The 20,097-nt window shown below is 72.1% G+C and carries 20 protein-coding genes; 12 read left to right on the forward strand and 8 right to left on the reverse strand.

Going from position 1 to position 20,097, the window contains the following annotated elements; all coding sequences use genetic code 11:
• Positions 1-79: 79 nt before the first annotated feature.
• Complete coding sequence (locus ABZU52_RS04205; RefSeq protein WP_354969636.1) at positions 80-373, forward strand: 4a-hydroxytetrahydrobiopterin dehydratase; 294 nt, start codon at positions 80-82, stop codon at positions 371-373.
• Entirely contained in the window at positions 370-1,524 is a 1,155-nt protein-coding gene (locus ABZU52_RS04210) for an FHA domain-containing protein (protein WP_354969637.1), read from the forward strand. Before ABZU52_RS04205 ends, ABZU52_RS04210 begins: the two co-directional genes overlap by 4 nt.
• A 173-nt stretch (positions 1,525-1,697) precedes the next feature.
• On the opposite strand, the gene rocD is transcribed toward ABZU52_RS04210, so the two are convergent.
• The 4 genes from rocD to ABZU52_RS04230 all read right to left on the reverse strand — a co-directional run bounded on the left by rocD (position 1,698) and on the right by ABZU52_RS04230 (position 5,898).
• Positions 1,698-2,912, reverse strand: a complete 1,215-nt coding sequence (rocD, locus tag ABZU52_RS04215; RefSeq protein ID WP_354969737.1) for an ornithine--oxo-acid transaminase — start codon at positions 2,910-2,912, stop codon at positions 1,698-1,700.
• Positions 2,912-3,727: a dimethylargininase gene (gene ddaH / locus ABZU52_RS04220; RefSeq protein ID WP_354969738.1), complete on the reverse strand. Its 816-nt coding sequence runs from the start codon at positions 3,725-3,727 to the stop codon at positions 2,912-2,914. Before ddaH ends, rocD begins: the two co-directional genes overlap by 1 nt.
• Before the next feature lie 672 nt (positions 3,728-4,399).
• Entirely contained in the window at positions 4,400-5,731 is a 1,332-nt protein-coding gene (locus ABZU52_RS04225) for a hypothetical protein (RefSeq protein ID WP_354969638.1), read from the reverse strand.
• Positions 5,728-5,898 (reverse strand): hypothetical protein, encoded by a 171-nt coding sequence (locus ABZU52_RS04230; protein WP_354969639.1) that lies wholly within the window; start codon positions 5,896-5,898, stop codon positions 5,728-5,730. The genes ABZU52_RS04225 and ABZU52_RS04230 overlap by 4 nt, the downstream gene beginning before the upstream one ends.
• Positions 5,899-6,146: 248 nt before the next feature.
• On the opposite strand from ABZU52_RS04230, the gene ABZU52_RS04235 reads away from it, so the two are divergent.
• The 3 genes from ABZU52_RS04235 (at position 6,147) to ABZU52_RS04245 (ending at position 8,098) form a co-directional block, all read left to right on the forward strand.
• A complete protein-coding gene (locus ABZU52_RS04235; RefSeq protein WP_354969640.1) occupies positions 6,147-7,034 on the forward strand; it encodes a helix-turn-helix transcriptional regulator in 888 nt (295 codons plus the stop codon).
• Positions 7,027-7,227, forward strand: a complete 201-nt coding sequence (locus tag ABZU52_RS04240; RefSeq protein WP_354969641.1) for a DUF397 domain-containing protein — start codon at positions 7,027-7,029, stop codon at positions 7,225-7,227. Before ABZU52_RS04235 ends, ABZU52_RS04240 begins: the two co-directional genes overlap by 8 nt.
• 61 nt (positions 7,228-7,288) lie before the next feature.
• Positions 7,289-8,098, forward strand: coding sequence for a DNA-formamidopyrimidine glycosylase family protein (locus ABZU52_RS04245; RefSeq protein ID WP_354969642.1), 810 nt, complete (start codon positions 7,289-7,291; stop codon positions 8,096-8,098).
• 99 nt (positions 8,099-8,197) lie between these two features.
• Here the strand turns inward: ABZU52_RS04245 and ABZU52_RS04250 are convergent, their stop codons facing one another.
• Complete coding sequence (locus ABZU52_RS04250) at positions 8,198-9,079, reverse strand: aminoglycoside phosphotransferase family protein (RefSeq protein WP_354969643.1); 882 nt, start codon at positions 9,077-9,079, stop codon at positions 8,198-8,200.
• Between the two features lie 194 nt (positions 9,080-9,273).
• Here ABZU52_RS04250 and ABZU52_RS04255 point away from each other — a divergent pair, with 194 nt between their 5' ends.
• The 3 genes from ABZU52_RS04255 (at position 9,274) to ABZU52_RS04265 (ending at position 12,151) form a co-directional block, all read left to right on the forward strand.
• Positions 9,274-9,699 (forward strand): nucleoside deaminase, encoded by a 426-nt coding sequence (locus ABZU52_RS04255; protein ID WP_354969644.1) that lies wholly within the window; start codon positions 9,274-9,276, stop codon positions 9,697-9,699.
• 239 nt (positions 9,700-9,938) lie between these two features.
• Positions 9,939-11,204, forward strand: coding sequence for an AGE family epimerase/isomerase (locus tag ABZU52_RS04260; RefSeq protein WP_354969645.1), 1,266 nt, complete (start codon positions 9,939-9,941; stop codon positions 11,202-11,204).
• Complete coding sequence (locus tag ABZU52_RS04265; protein ID WP_354969646.1) at positions 11,201-12,151, forward strand: carbohydrate kinase; 951 nt, start codon at positions 11,201-11,203, stop codon at positions 12,149-12,151. The genes ABZU52_RS04260 and ABZU52_RS04265 overlap by 4 nt, the downstream gene beginning before the upstream one ends.
• Here the strand turns inward: ABZU52_RS04265 and ABZU52_RS04270 are convergent.
• The 3 genes from ABZU52_RS04270 to ABZU52_RS04280 all read right to left on the reverse strand — a co-directional run bounded on the left by ABZU52_RS04270 (position 12,148) and on the right by ABZU52_RS04280 (position 15,729).
• A complete protein-coding gene (locus ABZU52_RS04270) occupies positions 12,148-13,116 on the reverse strand; it encodes a LacI family DNA-binding transcriptional regulator (protein ID WP_354969739.1) in 969 nt (322 codons plus the stop codon). The genes ABZU52_RS04265 and ABZU52_RS04270 overlap by 4 nt on opposite strands.
• A gap of 72 nt (positions 13,117-13,188) precedes the next feature.
• On the reverse strand, positions 13,189-14,568 hold the full coding sequence (locus ABZU52_RS04275) for an FAD-dependent oxidoreductase (protein WP_354969647.1): 1,380 nt from the start codon (positions 14,566-14,568) through the stop codon (positions 13,189-13,191).
• Between the two features lie 24 nt (positions 14,569-14,592).
• Positions 14,593-15,729: a glutamate--cysteine ligase gene (locus ABZU52_RS04280; RefSeq protein ID WP_354969648.1), complete on the reverse strand. Its 1,137-nt coding sequence runs from the start codon at positions 15,727-15,729 to the stop codon at positions 14,593-14,595.
• A 160-nt stretch (positions 15,730-15,889) separates the two neighbouring features.
• On the opposite strand from ABZU52_RS04280, the gene ABZU52_RS04285 reads away from it, so the two are divergent.
• The 4 genes from ABZU52_RS04285 (at position 15,890) to ABZU52_RS04300 (ending at position 20,080) form a co-directional block, all read left to right on the forward strand.
• Positions 15,890-16,183, forward strand: a complete 294-nt coding sequence (locus ABZU52_RS04285; RefSeq protein WP_354969649.1) for a DUF6412 domain-containing protein — start codon at positions 15,890-15,892, stop codon at positions 16,181-16,183.
• Positions 16,184-16,286: 103 nt separating this feature from the next.
• A complete protein-coding gene (gene yidC / locus ABZU52_RS04290; protein WP_354969650.1) occupies positions 16,287-17,036 on the forward strand; it encodes a membrane protein insertase YidC in 750 nt (249 codons plus the stop codon).
• A gap of 89 nt (positions 17,037-17,125) precedes the next feature.
• A complete protein-coding gene (locus ABZU52_RS04295) occupies positions 17,126-18,532 on the forward strand; it encodes a carbohydrate-binding protein (protein WP_354969651.1) in 1,407 nt (468 codons plus the stop codon).
• Positions 18,533-18,694: 162 nt separating this feature from the next.
• A complete protein-coding gene (locus tag ABZU52_RS04300; protein ID WP_354969652.1) occupies positions 18,695-20,080 on the forward strand; it encodes a cellulose binding domain-containing protein in 1,386 nt (461 codons plus the stop codon).
• The last annotated feature ends 17 nt before the right edge of the window (positions 20,081-20,097 follow it).

Raw genomic sequence — 20,097 nt, forward strand, 5'->3', positions numbered from 1 at the left:
TGGGCGGTGGTTTGTGCGGCCGGTGTCCCCGGGGGGGGCCCGCCGGCCCCGCCGCCCCCGCCACCGGTAGGGTCTGGTCATGGCAGACCTGCTCACCGCGGACGCGGTGCGAGAAGAGCTGGGCCGGTTGCCCGACTGGTCGGGTGACCCGACCGGCATCGGTCGTACCGTCCAGCTCGGCAGTTTCCCGGACGCCATCGCTGTGGTGGACCGGGTGGCGGCGGTGGCCGAGGAGCTCGACCACCATCCCGACATCGACATCCGATGGCGGACCCTGACCTTCCGCTGTGTCACGCACTCGGCCGGTGGGGTCACCCACCGGGATATCGAGCTGGCCCGGCGCATTGACGACATCGTCCGGAGTGCGGCATGAGATTCGAGATCAGCAAGGTTCTGGATGCCATCGAGGGGCGGGTCTGCACGGACCCGTCACTGGCCCGAGCAGTGGTCGACCTGGCCGAGGTGATCCGCTACCAGGACATCGACGGTGGTCGCCCGGCCAGCCTGCTACGCCTCGGCATGGTCATCGACGCGCTCTCCCGCGAGCTGGAGGAGGACAGCGTCCAGGTGTACGCGGTGGTGCACCGGGCGTTGCTCTCCGACGCCGACCTCACCTCGAACGAGCGGATGGTGGTCCGCCGCTGGGCCGACGACGGGCTCGTCGAGGTGCTCGACAATCCGGGCGACCGGATGTTGGAGGTCGCCGACCTGCTCGGTCTGCCGGTGCTCAGCCGGGTCCGCTTCGACGGGCTGCGCGGGCGTTTCCCGTGGCTGGTCGAGCAGCCCGGCCGGGTCGTCGCGCCGGTGCCGGGCGCCGGCGGGCCGGTGTTCATCGCGCACGTCGGTGGTGGGCCCTCGCCGGTGGCCGGCAAGCGGTCGCCGACCGGTGTCAAGCTGCTGGCCCGCCAGTGGCGCTGCCCGGAGTCGGGCTGCGCGCTGTTCGGCGGCGGTGGTGGGGGTGGCGCTTTCGCCGACCTGGCCGGGGGTGCCGACCGCAGCCCCGCCGCGCAGCCGCCGCCCGCGCTGCGCAACGGCGTGCCGACCTGCCCCCGACACGGCGTACGGCTCGGTGACGCCGGCCCGCGCCCGCGTACCGAGGTGCTCGCGGTGCGCGTCGGCGGCCTGGTTCGGCGACGGTTCGTGCTCAGCGAGGAGCAGCCGATCGTGGCTGGCCGGGCTCCCGAGCAGGACGGCGGGATCATGCTCGGGCAGTGGCTCAACGACGAGGCCCGACGCTGGATCAGCCGGGGTCACGTCCGTTTCGAGCTGCGGGTCGGCGAGGTCATCGTGACCGACGTCAGCACCAACGGCTCCGGCATCCGCCCGGCCGGTTCGATGAACGAGGCGGACCGGATCCCGCTGGCCCCGCAGCAGTCCCGGGTGCTGGGTGAGAACGACATGATCGAGCTGTACCCCGGCGTGCAGATCGGCCGCGCCGAGGAGCTGCCCACAGGTGCCCCCTTCACCCCCACCTCGGTGATGGCCGAGGCCCCGACGATGGCCATGCGCCTACCCCGCCCCTGACGCGCCCCGCCCCGCCCCGCCCCGCGCCGCGCGCCCCGCCCCGCGCCGCGCCGGAGGGGCGCGGTGGGGTGCGGCGCGGCAAGATCCGCACAAAAACACGGAAAGTGCTGCCTCAGATGGTGTCGAGGCAGCACTTTCCCTGTAGTTGCGCAGATCTTGGCCAACGCGGTTGGTCAGGCGGTCAGTACCTCGGCCAGCTGGGCTACCGCCAGGTCGATCTCGTCCTCGGTGATGACCAGCGGCGGGGCGAGCCGGATGGTGGAGCCGTGGGTGTCCTTGGCGAGCACGCCGCGCTCGGCGAGCCGCTCACACGCCTCCCGACCGCTCATCAGCGTCGGGTCGATGTCCAGGCCGGCCCACAGGCCACGGACGCGAACCGCCACCAGACCCTTGCCGACCAGCCCTTCCAGGCCGGCCCGCAGCCGCTCACCCAGCTCGGCCGAGCGGCGCTGGAACTCGCCGGTGGCCAGCAGCCGGACCACCTCGATGGCGACAGCGCAGGCCAGCGGGTTACCGCCGAAGGTGGAGCCGTGCTGGCCGGGCTTGAGCACCCCGAGCACGTCGGCGTTCGCGGCCACCGCGGAGACCGGCACGATGCCGCCGCCGAGCGCCTTGCCGAGCAGGTACATGTCGGGCACGACGCCCTCGTGGTCACAGGCGAAGGTCCTACCGGTACGCCCCAGCCCCGACTGGATCTCGTCGGCGATGAAGAGCACGTTCCGCTCGGTGCAGACCTGGCCTACGCCCGGCAGGTAGCCCTCCGGTGGCACCACCACGCCCTGCTCGCCCTGGATGGGCTCCAGCAGCACGGCGACGGTGTTCTCGTCGATCGCGGCGGCCAGGGCGTCCAGGTCGCCGTACGGCACGACGGTGAACCCCGGGGTGTACGGCCCGAAGTCGGCGCGGGCGTCCTCGTCGGTGGAGAAGCTCACGATGGTGGTGGTCCGGCCGTGGAAGTTGCCGTCGGCCACCACGATGTTGGCCTGGCCGGCGGGCACGCCCTTGACCTGGTAGCCCCACTTGCGGGCCACCTTGATCCCGGTCTCCACGGCCTCGGCGCCGGTGTTCATCGGCAGCACGAGGTCCTTGCCGCACAGCTCGGCCAGCTCCCGGCAGAAGTCGGCGAACTGGTCGTGGATGAACGCCCGGCTGGTCAGCGTGAGCCGGTCCAGTTGGGCGTGCGCGGCGGCGATCAGCTGCGGGTGCCGGTGACCGAAGTTCAGCGCCGAGTAGCCGGCCAGGCAGTCCAGGTAGCGGCGGCCGTCCACGTCGGTGAGCCAGGCGCCCTCGGCGGACGAGATCACCACCGGCAGCGGGTGGTAGTTGTGCGCGGTCCAGCGCTCGGCGTCCCGGACCGCTCCCGGCGTCCGCAGCTTGTCATCCACGATCACTTGCTTGCCTTTCCCTGACGGAGTCGCAGCGTGCAGCACTTCGGTCCGCCGCCGGCCTTACGTAGCTCGGAGAGGTCGACCCCGATGGTTTCGTAGCCCCGGTCGCGCAGCTTGGCGGCCAGGTCGGTGGCCTGCGCGGGCAGCACCACGTGCCGTCCGTCGCTGACCGCGTTCAGCCCCAGCACCTCGGCGTCGGCCATGGTGGCGTGCACCGCGTCGGGGAAGAGCCGGCGCAGTACGGCCTGGCTGCCGGGGGAGAACGCCTCCGGCAGGTACGCCACGGTCCGCTCGTCGAGCACCGTCAGCGCGGTGTCCAGGTGGTAGAAGCGCGGGTCGACCAGTTGCATGGTGATCACCGGGTAGCCGAAGACCTCCTGCAACTGGGCGTGGGAGGCGTGCGCCGTACGGAAGCCGGTGCCGGCCAGCAGGTGGTCACCGGCCAGCAGGACGTCGCCTTCGCCCTCGTTGATGTGCTTCGGGTCGTACATCTCGAAGCCGGCGGCCTCGAACCAGGCCCGGTACGCCGGCGCCTCGTCGGCGCGCTGCGGGTCGCGGAACTGCACGGCCATCGCCTTGCCGTCGATAACGGTGCCGCCGTTGGCGGCGAAGACCATGTCGGGCAGGCCGGGCACCGGAGTGATCTCCTCGACGGTGTGGCCCAGGTCAAGGTACGTCTGGCGCAGCTGCTCCCACTGCCGGACGGCCAGTGCGGCGTCGACCGGCGCGCTCGGGTCCATCCAGGGGTTGATGGCGTAATCGACGGCGAAGTACGTCGGCCGGCACATCAACAGGCGCTGGCTGGTGGCGTCCATCGTCATTGTCCTGCTCCCAGGGGTCGGGCGCGCCCGGCCACCGTGGCCCACGGGCTGGCGCCGTGGCTCAACGTTATGCGGCGTCAGCGTCAGGATCCACCGCCGAGAGTTGCGCAGGCCGTAGATCCGTTGCGTGTGGTGAGCTATCTGAAGCGATTCGTTGCGTTGGAGCGTGGAGTGTCGTCTCGTGCCGTGGCCGAGTGGCCCGGAGTCGGGGTCGAGGGCCGGGGTGGGGGGCCGGGAGGCGAGCGCCGCGAGGACGGCGAGGGCCGCGAGGACGGCGAGGGCCGCGAGGGGCCGCGAGGCTCGTTCGCACCCTTTGCTCTGCTGCCTTATAGGCGCCATCAGACGGGGGCCACCCGCACCGACGAGTACCGGAACCGGTGGCCATTTTCCGGCGCTACGCGTCGGAGGCTCGCCGGACACTCGGTGGCGCATATAGGGCAGCAGAGCAAAGGGTGGCGTACGTGTTTCTGGCGGCTGCCGGGATGCGTGAGATCGCCGCGCGGTGACCTGGACCGGAACCGTCGAACGCCAAAAACACTTCAGGGGCGGCGAACCGCCGCCCCTGAAAAAGGGTGTCGCCCGGCCGGTGAACCACCGGACTGGTCGGGCTGCCGGCGAACCGCCGGCCGTTCGCCGGTGGATCACCGGCGAACGGAACAGTGCCCGCTAGAAACGATCGACAAACTGTGAGTCGAGCCACTCACGGAAGCGCTGCACCCAGTCGCCGTCGGTGGTCGGCCAGTCGAACTGACCGGTCATCGCGAGCACCCCGATCACGACCGCGGCCAGCCCGATCAGCACGCCGAAGAGCGCGTCGGTCTTGCCGGCGACGTGCCGACGGCGGGTGGCCATCAGACCGAGCACGGCGAGCACCGCGCCGAACGCGCCGAGCCCGATGCCGTAACCGGCCAGGGTGCCGGTCAGCACGAACATCGCACCGGCGACCGACACGATCAGGCCGAGGGTGGCGAGCAGGCTGGCCCGTGGCTTCGGGCCACGCGTCACCGGCGGCTCGGGCGTGGTCACGCCAGGGGTCGCGTCGACGGGGCGGTCGGTGGTGACCCGGTCGGTGGTGTCCGGCCGACGGCTGGTGGTGTCGAGGTCGGCGTCCCGCTCGGCGGTGCCCGCCGTGGTCGGGGCAACGGTGGGCTTGGCCTCGGTCTCCACCTTCTCGGCGGTGCGCGGCTCGGGTGCGACCGGGCGGGTCGTGCCGTTCGAGGGTTCGGGTGCGACCGGGCGGGTCGTGCCGTTCGAGGGCTCGGGCGCGACCGGGCGGGCGCTGACGGCCCTGGGCTCGGTCTCCACCGGTCGCGTGGTGGCGGCTCGGGCCACCGCCGCCCGCTCGTTGGCCCGTCGCTCGGCCTCGCTGGTCTTGCCGCCGGTCGCGCCGGCGCTGCGGTACGTCGTCTGGTCGGCGTCTCGGTCGGTGACCACCGGGCGACCGACGCCGTCGTCGGACTGGCCGGTCTCGGTGACCGGGGTGTCGCGGCCGTCCACGCGGCCGTCGAGGTTCTCGTCCCGCGTCGGTGCCGGCTCGGACCGGCGGGACAGCGAAGGAATCCTGACCACTACACACCTCCTGATGAATGCGTGGTGGCCGACGGAGAGGGTGGCACCCACGCGGTGTCGCCCCTCAAATACCCACCTGGGCGTTTCCTGACACCAATCCGGGGTACGGCGGCCTAAGCCGGCCGGGGGCGGTGCACGGCACCGACTGCCCGGTGCGGACGACGTGCCGGGTGCGGGGCGGAGCGCGCGGGGTGCGGGCGCGGGCGCGGCGCGGAGCACCCGTACGCCGGCCTTTTGCACGAACACCTCCCGCTTGTCGACGGCCCGGCCCTTGTCGTCCAGTACGTAACCGCTCAGCCAGACCCACCCGTGGTAGGTCGGGCGCGGGTCCACGTTCACCAGTCGAAGACGCAGCGCCCGGTCACCGGTGAACTGCACCGAACACGCCTCGCCGATCAGCAGCAGGTCGCCGGGCTTCAGGTCGGTCACGTCGGCCAGTGCCCGCGGTTGATCGGGATGCGGTGGCGCGCCCGGCAGGGCAGCTCGGCGCCGCAGCGACACACCGTGCGCCAGCGCGTCCAGCTCCAGACGGGCCGGTGTCGACGGGCGAGGGTCAGCGCGGTGACCAAGAGGTATTCGTTGTACGACACGCGCACGGTGACGTCCTTCCCGAAGAACAGCGTCGCGCCGATTCACGGTTCATACGTGCGCGCGGGCTATTGTCGACGCCATTCCCGACGCCATTCTGGCTTCTCCTGACGCGTGACAGCATGTTCCACGCTGGCCACCTTGTGCAACGCCGAAACCCGCCCTAACCTCAGGCCATATCGACGCACGAGGAATGGTAAGGAAATGCGGGCGGGGTGAAACATTCGGTGTTGCAGGAGGAGAGCGGTGATGTTGCATGGTGGATGAAACAAGCGGGTCCACGGTCCCTCGGCGGCAGCTCGGACGGCTGCTCACGCAGCTCCGCGAGGATGCCTCGGTGACGCTGGACGCCGCGGCCGAAGCACTTGACTGCTCGCGGCAGAAGGTGTGGCGCATCGAGAAAGGGCTGGTCCCCGTGCGCGTGGTGGACGCCCGCGCGATGTGCGTTCTCTATCGGGTTACCGACGCCATGGGGGAGATCGTGGCCGGCCTCGCGAAAGAGACTCGCGCCCGGGGCTGGTGGCATTCGTACGGTGATGTCGTCCCGGCGTGGTTCTCGCTGTACGTCGGCCTGGAATCGTCGGCCATACTGATTCGCCGATATGATTCGGAGTTGATCCCAGGGCTTCTGCAAACCCGGGAGTACGCCAGCGAGTTGTTCCGCCGGAAGAATCCGACGATGCGCGCGGAGGACCGGGAAAAGTTGGTGGAGGTGCGGCTGCAACGGCAGGGCATCCTCGTGCGCCGGCTGCCCACCGCGCCCACCCTGCGGGTCGTCCTGAGCGAGGCCGTGCTGCGGCGCACGATCCCCGATCGGCGGGCGATGGCTCAGCAGTTGCGGCACCTGCTCGACGTGGCCGCGCTGCCGAACGTGAGTCTGCGGGTGCTGCCGCTCGCCGCCGGTCCGCCGTTGGCCAGCGAGACCGGCACCTTCGTCCTGCTGGACTTCCCGCAGGCGTTCGGCCGGGCGTCGACCGAACCGACCACCGTCTACCTGGAGAACATCACCGGCGCGCTCTATCTGGACAAGCCAGCCGAGGTCGCCGCCTTCGAACATGTCTGGTCGGATCTGGAGGCGCTCGCGTCGGGTGAGGCAGAATCAGAGAAAATGATCACTTCGATCATCGAGGAGCATCATGACTGACCTTGCCGGTGCCACCTGGCGCAAGAGCACCCGCAGCGGCGGGAGCGGCGGTGACTGCGTCGAGGTGGCCGACAACCTGCCCGACGTCGTGGGCGTACGGGACAGCAAGGACCCGAGCGGTCCGGCGCTGGCCTTCGCCCCGACCACCTGGGCCGCATTCGTGAGCGGCGTCAAGGGGCAGCGCCAGAGCTGACCACGCCGTCAGGGAATCGGAGCGCGGGCCGGTCCGGCGGGGCTGGGTATCGTTGGCACCCGTGCCAGAGGGACACACGATCCATCGCCTGGCGGCCCGGCACGCCGAGCTGTTCGCCGGGGACAAGCTGCACGCCGCGAGCCCGCAGGGGCGCTTCGCCGAGGGTGCCGCCCGGCTCTCCGGGACGGTGCTGGAGGGCACCGAGGCGTACGGCAAGCACCTGCTGCACCACTACGCCGGCGAGCTGATTCTGCACGTACACCTTGGGTTGTATGGCAAGTTCACCGACGGGCCGGGAGAGCCGCCGGAGCCGGTCGGTCAGCTGCGGCTGCGGCTGGCCAGCGACCGGCACTGGCTGGACCTGCGCGGGCCCACGGCCTGCGAGCTGCTCACCCCACCCGAGGTGGCCGCGCTGCGGGGCCGCCTCGGGCCGGACCCGCTGCGCGCCGACGCCGACCCGGAGCGGGCGTACGCCCGGATCTCGCGCAGCCCCACGCCCCTCGCCGCGCTGCTGCTGGACCAGTCGGTGGTGGCCGGCACCGGCTTGATCTTCGTGACCGAGGCGCTGTTCCGGGCGGGGCTGCCGCCGAGGATGCCGGGCCGGCAGCTGACCAGAACCGGCTGGGACGCGCTCTGGGCCGACCTGGTCGGGCTGATGCGGCTCGCGGTCGAGCACGGCCGGATCGACACCGTCCGCGACGTGCACCTGCCGGAGGCGATGGGCCGCCCGGCGCGGGTGGACCGGCACGGTGGCGAGGTGTACGTCTACCGCCGCCCGGGAGCGCCCTGCCACGTCTGCGGCACCGAGGTCAGCCGCGGTGAGCTGGCCGGTCGCAACCTCTACTGGTGCCGTACCTGTCAGGCCGCCTGACCCACCGGGTCCCGCCGCCCGGGTTCGGGGGACTGGCGCGCTGCCCGACCCCTGCGCGATCGTGCGTCGGGTTCGGGGGATTCGCGACGCTGCCGGGCCTCATTCGTCGTCGAGTAACCAGCGGACCACGTCGATCTGCTGCGAAAAGACGACGTCGCCGGCTACGCCCCAGGCCAGCGTGTGCCCGATTGTCCAGCCTCGGACCCGCTCCCGGTCCAGCCCCAACTGGGTGCTGAGCCGGTCCAGCCGGTGCCGGACGGCGTCCGGTGCGTGACCCAACTCCGGGCCGCGCACCATCGGCACGACCGAGAACTCCCGTTCCCCGGTCAACGGCTTGGGGTCGATCGCCAGCCACGGCCCCCGGTCCGCGGCGAGCGCGTCAGCGGCGAGGATGTTGCCGGCGTGCAGGTCCTGGTTGACCAGCACCTGCTCACTCTGGCTCGACGCCAGGCCGGTGAGCAGGTCGAGCGCCGCGTCGAGCAGCCGCCGCTCGTACGGTCGGCCGGTCCGCTCCCAGGCTCGGGGCATCCGGTCGATCCAGCCGGCGGCCTCCTGCGCCAGCGGGGTGAACGGCGCGCCGGCCGGCCGCCAGAGTCGGGGGAGCAGCCCGGTCACCGCGTCCAGCGCTCGGCTCGGCGGAAGGTCGTGCAGGGGAGTGCCGGGTCGGCAGCGTTCCAGCAGCAGGGCACGCCGTTGCGGATCGTGGGCGAGCAGCCGGATCGCCCCGTCGCCGTCCCAGTGGGCCAGCGCGTCGGCTTCGTAGCGGCTCTCCTCGTCGGGGTACTGGAGTTTCAGCACCGCCGCTGTGCCGTCGGGCAGGTCGACGGGGAGCGCCAGTGAGGCGTACGCGTACCGGAAGGGTGGCCCGATCCGCAGCGACCAGCGCTCGGCGCACTCGGTCAGCCACGTCGGGAGCGTGGCCAGCCAGTCGCGGCCGGCCGGTGACCCGCGTACCCAGTCAAGTCCCTCGGGCAGATCCATCTGGCCCTCCTGAGCCGTGCGTGGTTCGTGCCGGCCGCCCGGGTGTGCTTCCGCCGGATCACGGCGTTCCCACGCCGGTCCACAGTGGCTAGCGTAGGGCCCGTGCGAATTGGCGCGAACGAGATCCGCCAGCCCGAACGCGCGTGGCGAACCCTTGCGGCCGTGGCCGCGTACCGCACATCCCAGGAGGACCGATGACCCCCGATGACGAGACGTTTCTCCGCCACGCGGTGGAGATCGCCAGCCGGGCCGGGGCTTCCGGCGAACGGCCGTTCGGGTCGTTGCTGGTCGACGCGGACGGCGTCGTCCTGATCGAGGACCACAACACCGTGGTCTCCGACGCGGACATCAGCGCCCACCCGGAGTTGAAGTTGGCCCGCTGGGCGGCTCGGGAGCTCGCGCCCGAGGTGGCCGCCGGCACCACCATGTTCACCAGTTGCCAACCCTGCGCGATGTGCGCGACGGCGATCGAGCGGTCCGGCCTCGGGCGGGTGGTGTACGCCCTGTCGACCGAGCAGTTCGAGGAGGTCAAGCCGGCCAGCCCGCCGCTGCCTCCGGTCCGTTACGAGGGGCCGGCGCTGTTCGACGTGGCGCGCCAGCCGATCGACGACTACTACTGACCGAGGCCGTCCTTGGGCGGTGTGACGCAGCCGGGATTGACAGTCGGCCGGCTGCCGGAGCAGGGTTGAACGCGTGACAACGATGTCAACGGACAAAAGGGAAGAGGGGTCCTACGTATGATCTTCTCCCGGTCGCACCCGGTGCGCGCTGTCCCGTTGACGGTTTCCCGGCGCGGACCTGGTCCGTCCACCGATCCTGGCCGTATGTCCCTTTTCCTACCCCACGGTGACCAACTGAGATGACCGACGTGCCCCGATCCGACGCCGTAACCACCCCCGCTCCGGCGGGTTCGCCAGACCTGCCCGACCTTGACGAACTCCTCGTCGACCAGACCCGGACGCTGCTCGACACCGCCCGCCGCTCGGTCCGGCCCGAGGGCGGCTTCTGGTGGCTCACCGACGACCGCACCCCGGATCGTGGCGAACCGATCCACACCTGGATCACCTGCCGGATGACCTACGTCGCCTCCCTCGCCCTTCGTAACGGCGACCCGGACGCCGCCGCCCTGGTCGACCACGGGATCGCCGCGCTCAGCACGCTGCTGCGCGACGACCGGTACGGCGGCTGGTTCGGCGCGGTGGATCAGCAGGGCGTACCCGTCAACGATCGCAAGGCCGGCTACGACCACGCGTTCGTACTGCTCGCCGCCTCCAGCGCCGCGCGCGCCGGACGGCCCGGCGCGGACCGGTTGCTCGCCGACGCGCTGACCGTCGTACGGGACCGGTTCTGGGACGACGACGCCGGCGCGGTCCGGGAATCGTGGAACCGGGACTGGACGGTCACCGAGGACTACCGCGGTGCCAACAGCAGCATGCACATGGTCGAGGCGTTCCTCGCCGCTGCCGCCGCCACCGGCGACGCGAGCTGGGCCGACCGGGCCCGGCAGATCGCCACCCACCTCGTGCACGGTGAGGCGGCCCGGCACGATTGGCGGCTGCCCGAGCACTTCACCGCCGACTGGACGCCGCTGCCCGACTACAACCGGGACCAGCCCGCCGACCCGTTCCGGCCCTACGGCTCCACCGTCGGGCACTGGCTGGAGTGGGCCCGGCTGCTGCTGGAGTTGGAGGCGGTGCTGCCGCAGCCGCCCCGCTGGCTGCTCGCCGACGCCCGTGCCCTGTTCGCCGCCGCCGTGCGTCGCGGCTGGGCGGTCGACGGCGCGGACGGCTTCGTCTACACCATCGACTGGGACGACCGGCCGGTGGTGCGCTCCCGGATGCACTGGGTTCTCGCCGAGGCGATCGGGGCGGCGATCACCCTGCACCGCCGCACCGGGGACGAGGTCTACCTCGACTGGTACCGCGTCTTCTGGGCGTACGCCCGCCGCACCCTCCTCGACCAGACCGGATGGCGGCACGAGTTGGACGCGCAGAACCTGCCCGCCGACACGGTCTGGCACGGCCGACCGGACGTCTACCACGCCTACCAGGCGGTACTGCTGTCCCGCGCGGCCGACGGGCTCGGTGGCCCCGGCCCGCTCGCACCGGAGGGGGTGGCCGCGTGATCGTCGTCGCGGGTGAGGCACTGATCGACCTGGTCGTCACCGGGGAGGGGCAGCGGGCGGTGCCGGGTGGCTCCCCGGCGAACGTCGCGGTCACAGTGGCCCGGCTCGACCAACCGGTACGGCTGCTGGCCCGGCTCGCCGACGACGAGTACGGTCGGCAGCTCGTCGCGCATCTGAGCGCCAACCGGGTGGACCTGGAGTGGGCGGTGCGCGCCGAGGAGCCCACCTCGGTGGCGGTGGCCACCCTGAACGCCGCCGGGCAGGCCAGCTACGAGTTCCGGCTGGCCGGTGCGGCGGACTGGCAGTGGACGCCGCAGGAGCTGCCCGAGCTGGCCGGCTCGCCGGCGGTCGCGCTGCACACCGGGTCCCTCGCGCTCGCGTTGGCACCCGGCGCGGCGGCGCTGGAGGGCCTGCTCGCCCGGGAACGCCGACGGGACGGGCTCACCCTCTCCATCGACCTCAACCTGCGGCCGAGCATCGTCACCGACCGGGCCGCGGAGCAGCAGCGGGTACGCCGGCAGGTACGCCTCGCGCACCTGGTCAAGGCCAGCGACGAGGACCTGGCCTGGCTCTACCCGGACCGTTCGGCGGCCGACGTGATGACCGAATGGCGTACGGCCGGCGTCTCCTGCGCCGTGGTGACCCGGGGCGGGGAGGGCGCCTGGCTGCTCGCGCCCGACGGCTCGCTGCACGAGGAGCCAGCGGTCCGCACCACAGTGGTCGACACCGTCGGCGCCGGCGACTCGTTCACCGGTGGCCTGCTGGCCGCGCTGGCCGACCTCGACGCGCTCGGCGTCCACCCGGCCGACCGGCTCGCCAAGGTGACCCCGCAGCAGTGGGCGGAGGTGCTCCGGCAGGCCGCCACGGTGGCCGCGTTGACCTGCGCCCGCCGAGGCGCCAACCCGCCGACCCGCGCCGAGGTCGAAGCCCCGCTCAGTACGCCTTAGGTCAGGCCGCGCTTCAGCAGGCGGGTGGGGAGGACCGTGGTGGTGGGCGGGGTGTCGTCTCCGGCGATGCGTTGGAACAGGCGCTCGGTGGCCACCCTCGCCAGCTCCCTGGTGTCGTACGCGACGACGGTCAGCGGGCGGGGCATCAGGTGGGACAGTTCGAAGTCGTCGAAGCCGACCAGCGCGGCGTCGCTGCCCCGCCGATGCAGCTCCTGGAGCGCGCCGACGGTGAGCCGGTTGTTGGCGCAGAAGAACGCGGTGGGCGGCTCCGGGAGGTCGAGCAGCGCGGCGACGGCCCGGCCGGCCTCCTCGGGAGCGATCAGCCGTTCGCGGATCAGCGACTCGTCCGGCTCGACCCCGGCGGCGTCCAGCGCGGCCCGTGCCCCGGTCAGCCGCTCACGCATGGTGGGCACGCTCGGCGCGCCGAGCAGCAGCCCCACCCGTCGGTGCCCCTCGTCGAGCAGCGCGTTCACCCCGGCGTGGCTGCCACCCCGGTTGTCCAACAGCACCGCGTCGGCCTGCAACCCCTGCGGAGGCCGGTCCAGGAACACCACAGGCATGCCCAGCTCGACCTCACGGCGCAGGAACGAGTGGTCGAGGCCGGCCGGCACCACCAGCAGACCGTCGACCCGGCGCTGGGTGAAGTCCTGGAGCAGTGCGCGTTCCCGCTCCGGGTCCTCCTCCGACGACGCGGTGATCAGCATGGTGCCGTGGGCGGCGGCGATCTCGGCGGCGACGCTGGCGATGGTCGCGTAGAACGGGTTGGCGATCTCCTCGATGAGCAGCCCGACGGTGGCGTTGAGCTGCCGGGAGCGCAGGTTACGAGCGATGTCGTTGCGCCGGAAGCCCAGCTCGGCGATGGCGGCCAGCACCCGGCCGACCAACTCCTGCCCCACCGGCTCGTCATTGACGACCCGGGAGACCGTCTTCAGGCTGACGTCGGCGCGCCGGGCCACGTCGACCATGGTGGGACGCCGACGCGTGGTCGGTCGGGTCGGGGTCTGGGTCACGGGGTGGTCCTCCACGGCGGGCGCGGGTCAACGGTCGAGGGCGGCGAGCGCGTCGACCGCTTTTCGGGCGGCGATAAGCACCGGATCCCACACCGGCGCGTACGGCGGAGCGTAGCCCAGGTCCAGTGCCGTCATATCGTCCACCGTCATGCCGTTCCACAGTGCCACGGCCAGCGTGTCGATCCGTTTGGCCGCCTCGGACCACCCGACGATCTGCGCGCCGAGCAACCGGCCGCTGGGGCGCTCGGCGATCAGCTTGACCGTCATCGGCCGGGCACCCGGGTAGTAACCGGCCCGGTTGGTCGACTCGGCGATCACCGAGACGAAGTCGAAGCCGGCCGCCCTGGCCTCGCGCTCGCGGAGGCCCGTCCGACCCACCTCCAGGTCGCAGACCTTGGTCACCGCCGTGCCGATCACGCCGGCGAAGGTGGCGTACCCGCCGCCGATGTTGATTCCGGCCACCCGACCCTGCTTGTTGGCGTGCGTGCCCAGCGGCACGTGCACCGGCATGCCGCTGACCCGGTGCAGCGTCTCCACGCAGTCACCGGCAGCCCAGATTCCGGGCTGTCCCGGAACTCGCATCTGGCGGTCCACCCGAACCCCACCGGTCGGCCCGATCGGCAGCCCGGCAGCCTCGGCCAGCGCGGCGTTGGGGCGTACGCCGAGGCCCAGGACCACCACGTCGGTCGGAATCGGCCCCTCGGCGGTGACCACCGCGGACACCCGGCCGTCCCGCTGCTCCAGGCCGGTCACCAGCAGGCCGGTGCAGATGGTGATGCCGAGGCCGCGCATGGCGTCGGCCACCAGCTCGCCCATGTCGCCGTCCACCGTCGACATGGGCTGTTCGCCCGCCTCGATCAGGGTCACCGAGAGGCCGCGGAGGAGGAGCGCCTCGGCGATCTCGACGCCGATGTAGCCGCCGCCGACCACCACGGCCCGGCGCGGCTGCGGGTCGGCGTCCAGCCACTCGCGCAGCGCCGCACCGTCGTCGAGGGTCTGCATGCCGAACACGCCGCCCGCGTCGGTGACCGCCCACGGCGGCTTCACCGGCATCGCGCCGGTGGCGTACACCAGGTCGTCGAAGCGCTCGCGGACCTCGTCGCCGCCGTCCAGGTCCCGGGCCACCACCTCGCGGCGTTCCAGGTCGATGGTCGTGACCTCGTGGCGCATCCGGACGTCCATCGCGTACTCCGTGCGGAACGTCTCCGGGTCCCGGGCGATCAACGCTTCGGGGCCGGGCACCAGTCCACTGATCCAGTAGGGGATGCCGCACGCCGAGTAGGAGGTGAAGTGGCCCCGCTCGAAGACCACGATCTCCAGGTCGGCACGCTTTCGGCGGCGTCGGGCCTGGGACGCCGCCGACATTCCGGCGGCGTCCCCGCCGATGACGATCAGCCGCTGCGCCACGGGGTCCATCCTGTCACGTGGTGATCAGCCGCGGGTCTGTCGTGCGACGTCCTGCACCACGTCGGTGAGGCTGCCGGTGCGCTCGAACACCGCGCGCTGCCGTGCCGCGCCGCTGCCGTGCCGGCGCAGGCCACCCAGCAGGTCGGTCACCTCGGCCCAGTCGCCGTGCTGCTCCAGCGCCGGCCGCATCCGCTCCACGAACCGGTCCAGCAACTCCCAGGCCGGGCGCAGCTCGCCGGTGGTGACGTCGACGGCCTCACCCTCCAGGCCGTCGTGGGCGGCCCGCCAGTGCGCCCCGACCAGCAGGTGGTGGTCGGTCTGCAACGCCGGCCGGCCGGCCTCGACATCCGCCATCGCGGTCGCGACCAGTGCCCGGACCAGCGCGGCGACCAGCACCGCGTCGTCCACCGACGGGCAGACGTCGCCGATCCGCAGCTCCACCGTCGGGTACTTCGCGGACAGGCGGGCGTACCAGTAGAGCATCCCCTCGTCGAGCATCACCCCGCTGGAGATCAACTGACGGATCAGCCGCTGGTAGTGCTCGTGCGACTCCAAGAACGGCGTCGGCGCCACCGACGGCCAGCGCTCCCACTCCACCGAACGCCAACTGGCATAGCCGGTGTCCTCGCTCCGGGAGAACGGCGAGTTGGTGGTCACGGCGTGCAGCATCGGCAGCCACGGCCGCACGTGATTGAGCACCTGCACGCCGGTGTCCGGGTCGGGCACCCCCACGTGCACGTGCATGCCGTTGTTGCCCGGCCCGGGAACGAGCAGCCGGAACCGCTCGATCATCCGGTCGAAGCGAGGCTTGTCCACCACCGGTGGCACCGGGCCGTCCACCGGGCCGGTGCCGATGGCGAGCAGGCGTACACCGGCCCGCTCGGCGGCGTCGGAGAGCGCCCGACGCAGTACGCCGAGGGAGTGTCGGATCGACGAGAGTTCCAGGCCGGGCGGGCTGCCGATCTCGATCTGACTGGTCTGGAACTCCCGCTCCACCTGTCCGCGAAGCTCGGCCGGCACCTGCTCCATGACCAGGTCCACGGCCGGAACCGCGGCCCCGGTGTGTGGGTCGACGAGCAGGAACTCCTCCTCGACACCCACGGTGAGCAACCCGGTCGCCGCAGCCATGTCGCTGGGCGCCTCCGCCACCTGACCGGTCATCGACATCACCCGTCCGTTTCTACCGTTCGCGGTCCGTCCGCGTCGGTCCGCCGTTGGTTACCCAACGTGGCGATGCCGGGAAACGTGGCGGCGGCACGTCGTACTCCGGGCGGGCCGCCGGATGCGGCTGTGACGTGACAGCCGGTCCTATGCTGAGCCCGTGCCGGTGCTGCTGGGCTATGTCGGGGTTGCGTGGATGTCCGCGTTCGCCCAGCTCACAGTGCTCGCGGGCCGGCCGGTCGACCTGCTCGCCGGGGCCGCTCTGACCGCTCTGGTGCTGCTCGCGGTGGTGCTGGCGGCGCGGCTGCACGGCCGGGCGGGCACGCCCGGCGGCGGGCCCCGGTGGGCCGGTCTGCGGGCCCGCTCCCGAAGTCGCCGAATGCCCCGCCAGCTCGACCCGGATGCCGCCGGTCGGCCTCGTCCCCGTGCTCCGGGGCACCCCTCGGCCGCGTAGCGTCTCGCCGCCGCGCGGCCGATCCCGCCGTCACCGGCCCCCCTTGTCGAGCGGATGCCGCCCGGGGGAGGGCCTCACCGGAATCGGACCGAGGGGTTTTCCCATGCTTGCCTTCGCACCACTGCACGACGCCGTCGGCGCTGCCGGCAGCGCGTTGTCCTGGCTCACCGAGCTGCTCGAACCACTGGCCGGCGGTGCGGCGACCGCCGCCGCCATCGTGCTCTTCACCATCGCCGTCCGGCTGCTGATCTCGCCGCTGACCGCCGCGCAGGTCCGCGGCGAGCGGCGCCGCGCGGCGCTCGCCCCACAGGTGCGTGACCTTCGGCAGCGGTACGCCGACGACCCGGCGACGCTTCAGCGCGAGGTGTTCACGCTGTACCGCGAAGCCGGCGCGAACCCGATCGCCGGCTGCCTGCCGTTGCTCCTCCAGGCGCCGTTTCTGCTGGTGCTGTACCGGTTGTTCGGCACCAGCGAGGGTGGCACCGGGCTGCTCGACGAGCGGTTGGCCGGGGTGCCACTGGGTCACCACCTCAACGACGGGCTGGCCGGTGCGGCCGGGCCGCTGTTCGGCGTACTGCTGGTGGTGTTGCTGGTGGTGGCCTGGTGGTCGTCGCGCCGGGCATCGGCGGCGGTCGGCACGGTGGCCGGTACGCCGACCGAAGGGGCGGGTGCGGCGACGCTCGGCCGGCTGCTGCCCCTGCTGCCGTTCACGACGGTGCTGGTGGCGCTGGTGCTGCCGCTCGCCGCGGTGATCTACCTGGTGACCACGAGCGTGTGGTCGGCGGTCGAGCAGGCCGTGCTCCGCCGACCGCAGGCGGCACCGCCGACCGCAGGCGGCACCGGCGAACGCTGACATAGATCGACGTTGACAACTGTCCTGGCGAGACGTACAACTCTGAGAGAGCGCTCTCTCGACCCGTCCCCCCGCAGAGAGGCACGTCCATGCCACCTCCTCCGGCGGCCACCGCCACCCCGCCCGTCCGACGCCGCCTGCTGGCGTCCGTCCTGCTCATCGCCACCACCACCGCCCTGGCCGGCATCACCATGAACGCGCAGGCCGCCGTTCCGCCTCCCGCCGCCGGCTGGAGCACGGTCTGGAGCGACGACTTCACCGGCGCGGCCGGCACCCTGCCGTCGGCCGCCAACTGGATCATCGACACCGGGCACAACTACCCCGGCGGCCCGGCCAACTGGGGCACCGGCGAGATCCAGAACTACACCGCCAGCACCGCCAACGTCAGCCACGACGGCGGCGGCAACCTGCGGATCACACCGCTGCGCGACAGTGGGGGAGGCTGGACCTCCGCCCGGATCGAGACCGTCCGCAGCGACTTCAAGGCCCCGGCCGGCGGCGTGCTGGCCATCGAGGGCCGGATCCAGATGCCGAACGTCACCGGAGCGGCGGCCGCCGGCTACTGGCCCGCGTTCTGGGCGCTCGGCGCGCCCTATCGGGGCAACTATCAGAACTGGCCGGGCATCGGCGAGTTCGACGTGATGGAGAACGTCAACGGCATCAACTCGGTCTGGGGCGTGCTGCACTGCGGCGTCGCCCCGGGTGGGCCGTGCGACGAGTTCAACGGCATCGGCGCGTCCCGGGCCTGCCCGGGGGCCAGCTGCCAGTCGGCGTTCCACACCTACCGGTTCGAGTGGGACGCCTCGATCAGCCCCCAGCAACTGCGCTGGTACGTCGACGGGCAGCTTTACCACACCGTCACGCAGAGCCGGGTCGGCGAGCCGGCCTGGTCGCAGATGACCTCGCACGCGGGCTACTTCCTGCTGCTCAACGTGGCGATGGGTGGGGCGTTCCCGAACGGGGTGGCCGGCAGTGGCACGCCCACCGCCGCGACCGTCCCGGGTCGGCCGATGCTGGTCGACTACGTGGCGGTGTACCGCCGCGGCGGCGGGACCACCCCGCCCCCCACCACGCCGCCGCCCGGCGGCACGAGGGACGCGTACGCGCAGGTCGAGGCAGAGTCGTTCAACGGGCAGAACGGGGTGCTCGTCGAGGCGTGCTCGGAGGGCGGGCAGAACATCGCCGCGCTGCGTAACGGGGACTGGGTTCGCTACGACAACGTCGAGTTCGGCTCCACCCCGGCCCGGGACTTCGTGGCGCGGGTGGCCTCCGGCGCGGGCAGCGGGGTGAGTGGCCTGGTGGAGGTGCGGCTGGACAGCCCGACGGCGGCGCCCATCGGCAGCTTCGCGATCGGCAACACGGGCGGCTGGCAGAGCTGGCGCTCGGTGCCCGGCAACGTCGGCGCGGTGACCGGCCGGCACGCCGTCTACCTCACCTTCAGCAGTGGCCAACCGAACGACTTCGTCAACGTCAACTGGTTCACCTTCCGCCGCTGAGGCGGGCCTTCCCGGTTCTCCCGTCGGTCGCCTTCTCCCGTCGGTCGCCGCCCGACGGGAGAACCGGTTGTCCACGTCAGCCCCTGGACAGAAACAGTTAACTATCTTAATAATAGTCCGACGTTGACACCCGTGGATGCCCGTACGGGCGTGGAGGGCCGCATGAAACCAGCCAGACCCCTTGTCCTGTCCCTGGTCGCCGCCCTCGCGGCAACACTCGGCGCGGCCTGGGTGGCGCTGCCCGCGTACGCCGCCGGAGCCACCGCCAGCTTCGCCAAGACCGCCGACTGGGGCTCCGGCTGGGAGGGGAAGTACACCATCACCAACGGCGGCAGCTCGACCATCAACGGCTGGAGCCTCACCTTCGACCTGCCGTCCGGCACCACCCTCGGCAGCTACTGGGACGCCCTGCTCAGCTCCGCCGGCCAACGGCACACCTTCACCAACCGGTCCTGGAACGGCACCATCGCCCCCGGCGCTTCGGTCTCCTTCGGCTTCCTGGCCAGCGGCTCCGGCTCGCCGAGCGGCTGCCAGCTCAACGGCACGTCCTGCGGCGGCGGCACCCCGCCCACCACGCCCCCGCCCACCACGCCTCCGCCCACCACGCCTCCGCCCACCACCCCGCCGCCGACGGAGCCGCCCACCGGTGGGCTGCCGAAGCACCTGCTCACCGGGTACTGGCACAACTTCGACAACCCGGCCGTCGAACTGCGGCTGCGCGACGTCCCCGCCGAGTACGACCTGGTGGCGGTCGCCTTCGCCGAAGCCACCGCGACGCCCGGCGCGCTCACCTTCGGCATCGACCCCGGCCTGGCCGCCGCGCTCGGCGGCTACACCGACGCGGACTTCACCGCCGACGTCCGCACCCTGCACAGCCGGGGCAAGCGGGTCATCCTCTCCGTCGGCGGCGAGACCGGCCGGGTCACCGTGAACACCGCCGCCTCGGCCACCGCGTTCGCCGACACGGCCGCCGCGCTGATCGCCCGGTACGGCTTCGACGGGATCGACATCGACCTGGAGAACGGGCTCAACCCGACGTACATGGCGCAGGCGCTGCGCGCGCTACGTGCCAAGGTCGGGTCGGGTCTGATCATCGCGATGGCGCCGCAGACCATCGACATGCAGAACCCGGCCGGCGGCTACTTCAAGCTGGCGCTCGACATCAAGGACATCCTCACCGTCGTCAACACCCAGTACTACAACTCCGGCGCGATGCTCGGCTGCGACCAGAACGCGGCGTACGGCCAGGGCACTGTGAACTTCATCGTCGCGTTGGCCTGCATCCAGTTGGAGGCCGGACTCCGCCCCGACCAGGTCGGCCTGGGCCTGCCCGCCGGAGCGGGGGCGGCCGGCGGCGGCATCGTCGCGCCCAGCGTGGTCAACGCCGCCCTGGACTGCCTGGCCCGGGGCACCAACTGCGGCAGCTTCCGCCCGCCGCGCACCTACCCCGGCATCCGGGGCGCGATGACCTGGTCGGTGAACTGGGACGTCAGCAACGGCAACGGCTTCGCCAACACGGTGGGCCCGCACCTGGACACCCTGCCCTGACCGTGCTCGCCGGCGTC

Source organism: Micromonospora sp. NPDC005220, assembly GCF_040607895.1.
In the GTDB taxonomy this organism is placed as follows: Bacteria; Actinomycetota; Actinomycetes; order Mycobacteriales; family Micromonosporaceae; genus Micromonospora.

What these genes read in the sequence shown, in the direction of transcription:
- ABZU52_RS04205 (WP_354969636.1), top strand. Translation starts at nt 80, where the DNA reads ATGGCAGACCTGCTCACCGCGGACGCGGTGCGAGAAGAGCTGGGCCGG.
- ABZU52_RS04210 (WP_354969637.1), top strand. Translation starts at nt 370, where the DNA reads ATGAGATTCGAGATCAGCAAGGTTCTGGATGCCATCGAGGGGCGGGTC.
- ddaH (WP_354969738.1), bottom strand. Translation starts at nt 3,727, where the DNA reads ATGGACGCCACCAGCCAGCGCCTGTTGATGTGCCGGCCGACGTACTTC.
- ABZU52_RS04235 (WP_354969640.1), top strand. Translation starts at nt 6,147, where the DNA reads ATGGTGGATGAAACAAGCGGGTCCACGGTCCCTCGGCGGCAGCTCGGA.
- ABZU52_RS04240 (WP_354969641.1), top strand. Translation starts at nt 7,027, where the DNA reads ATGACTGACCTTGCCGGTGCCACCTGGCGCAAGAGCACCCGCAGCGGC.
- ABZU52_RS04250 (WP_354969643.1), bottom strand. Translation starts at nt 9,079, where the DNA reads ATGGATCTGCCCGAGGGACTTGACTGGGTACGCGGGTCACCGGCCGGC.
- ABZU52_RS04255 (WP_354969644.1), top strand. Translation starts at nt 9,274, where the DNA reads ATGACCCCCGATGACGAGACGTTTCTCCGCCACGCGGTGGAGATCGCC.
- ABZU52_RS04260 (WP_354969645.1), top strand. Translation starts at nt 9,939, where the DNA reads ATGACCGACGTGCCCCGATCCGACGCCGTAACCACCCCCGCTCCGGCG.
- ABZU52_RS04270 (WP_354969739.1), bottom strand. Translation starts at nt 13,116, where the DNA reads ATGGTCGACGTGGCCCGGCGCGCCGACGTCAGCCTGAAGACGGTCTCC.
- ABZU52_RS04280 (WP_354969648.1), bottom strand. Translation starts at nt 15,729, where the DNA reads ATGACCGGTCAGGTGGCGGAGGCGCCCAGCGACATGGCTGCGGCGACC.
- yidC (WP_354969650.1), top strand. Translation starts at nt 16,287, where the DNA reads ATGCTTGCCTTCGCACCACTGCACGACGCCGTCGGCGCTGCCGGCAGC.
- ABZU52_RS04295 (WP_354969651.1), top strand. Translation starts at nt 17,126, where the DNA reads ATGCCACCTCCTCCGGCGGCCACCGCCACCCCGCCCGTCCGACGCCGC.
- ABZU52_RS04300 (WP_354969652.1), top strand. Translation starts at nt 18,695, where the DNA reads ATGAAACCAGCCAGACCCCTTGTCCTGTCCCTGGTCGCCGCCCTCGCG.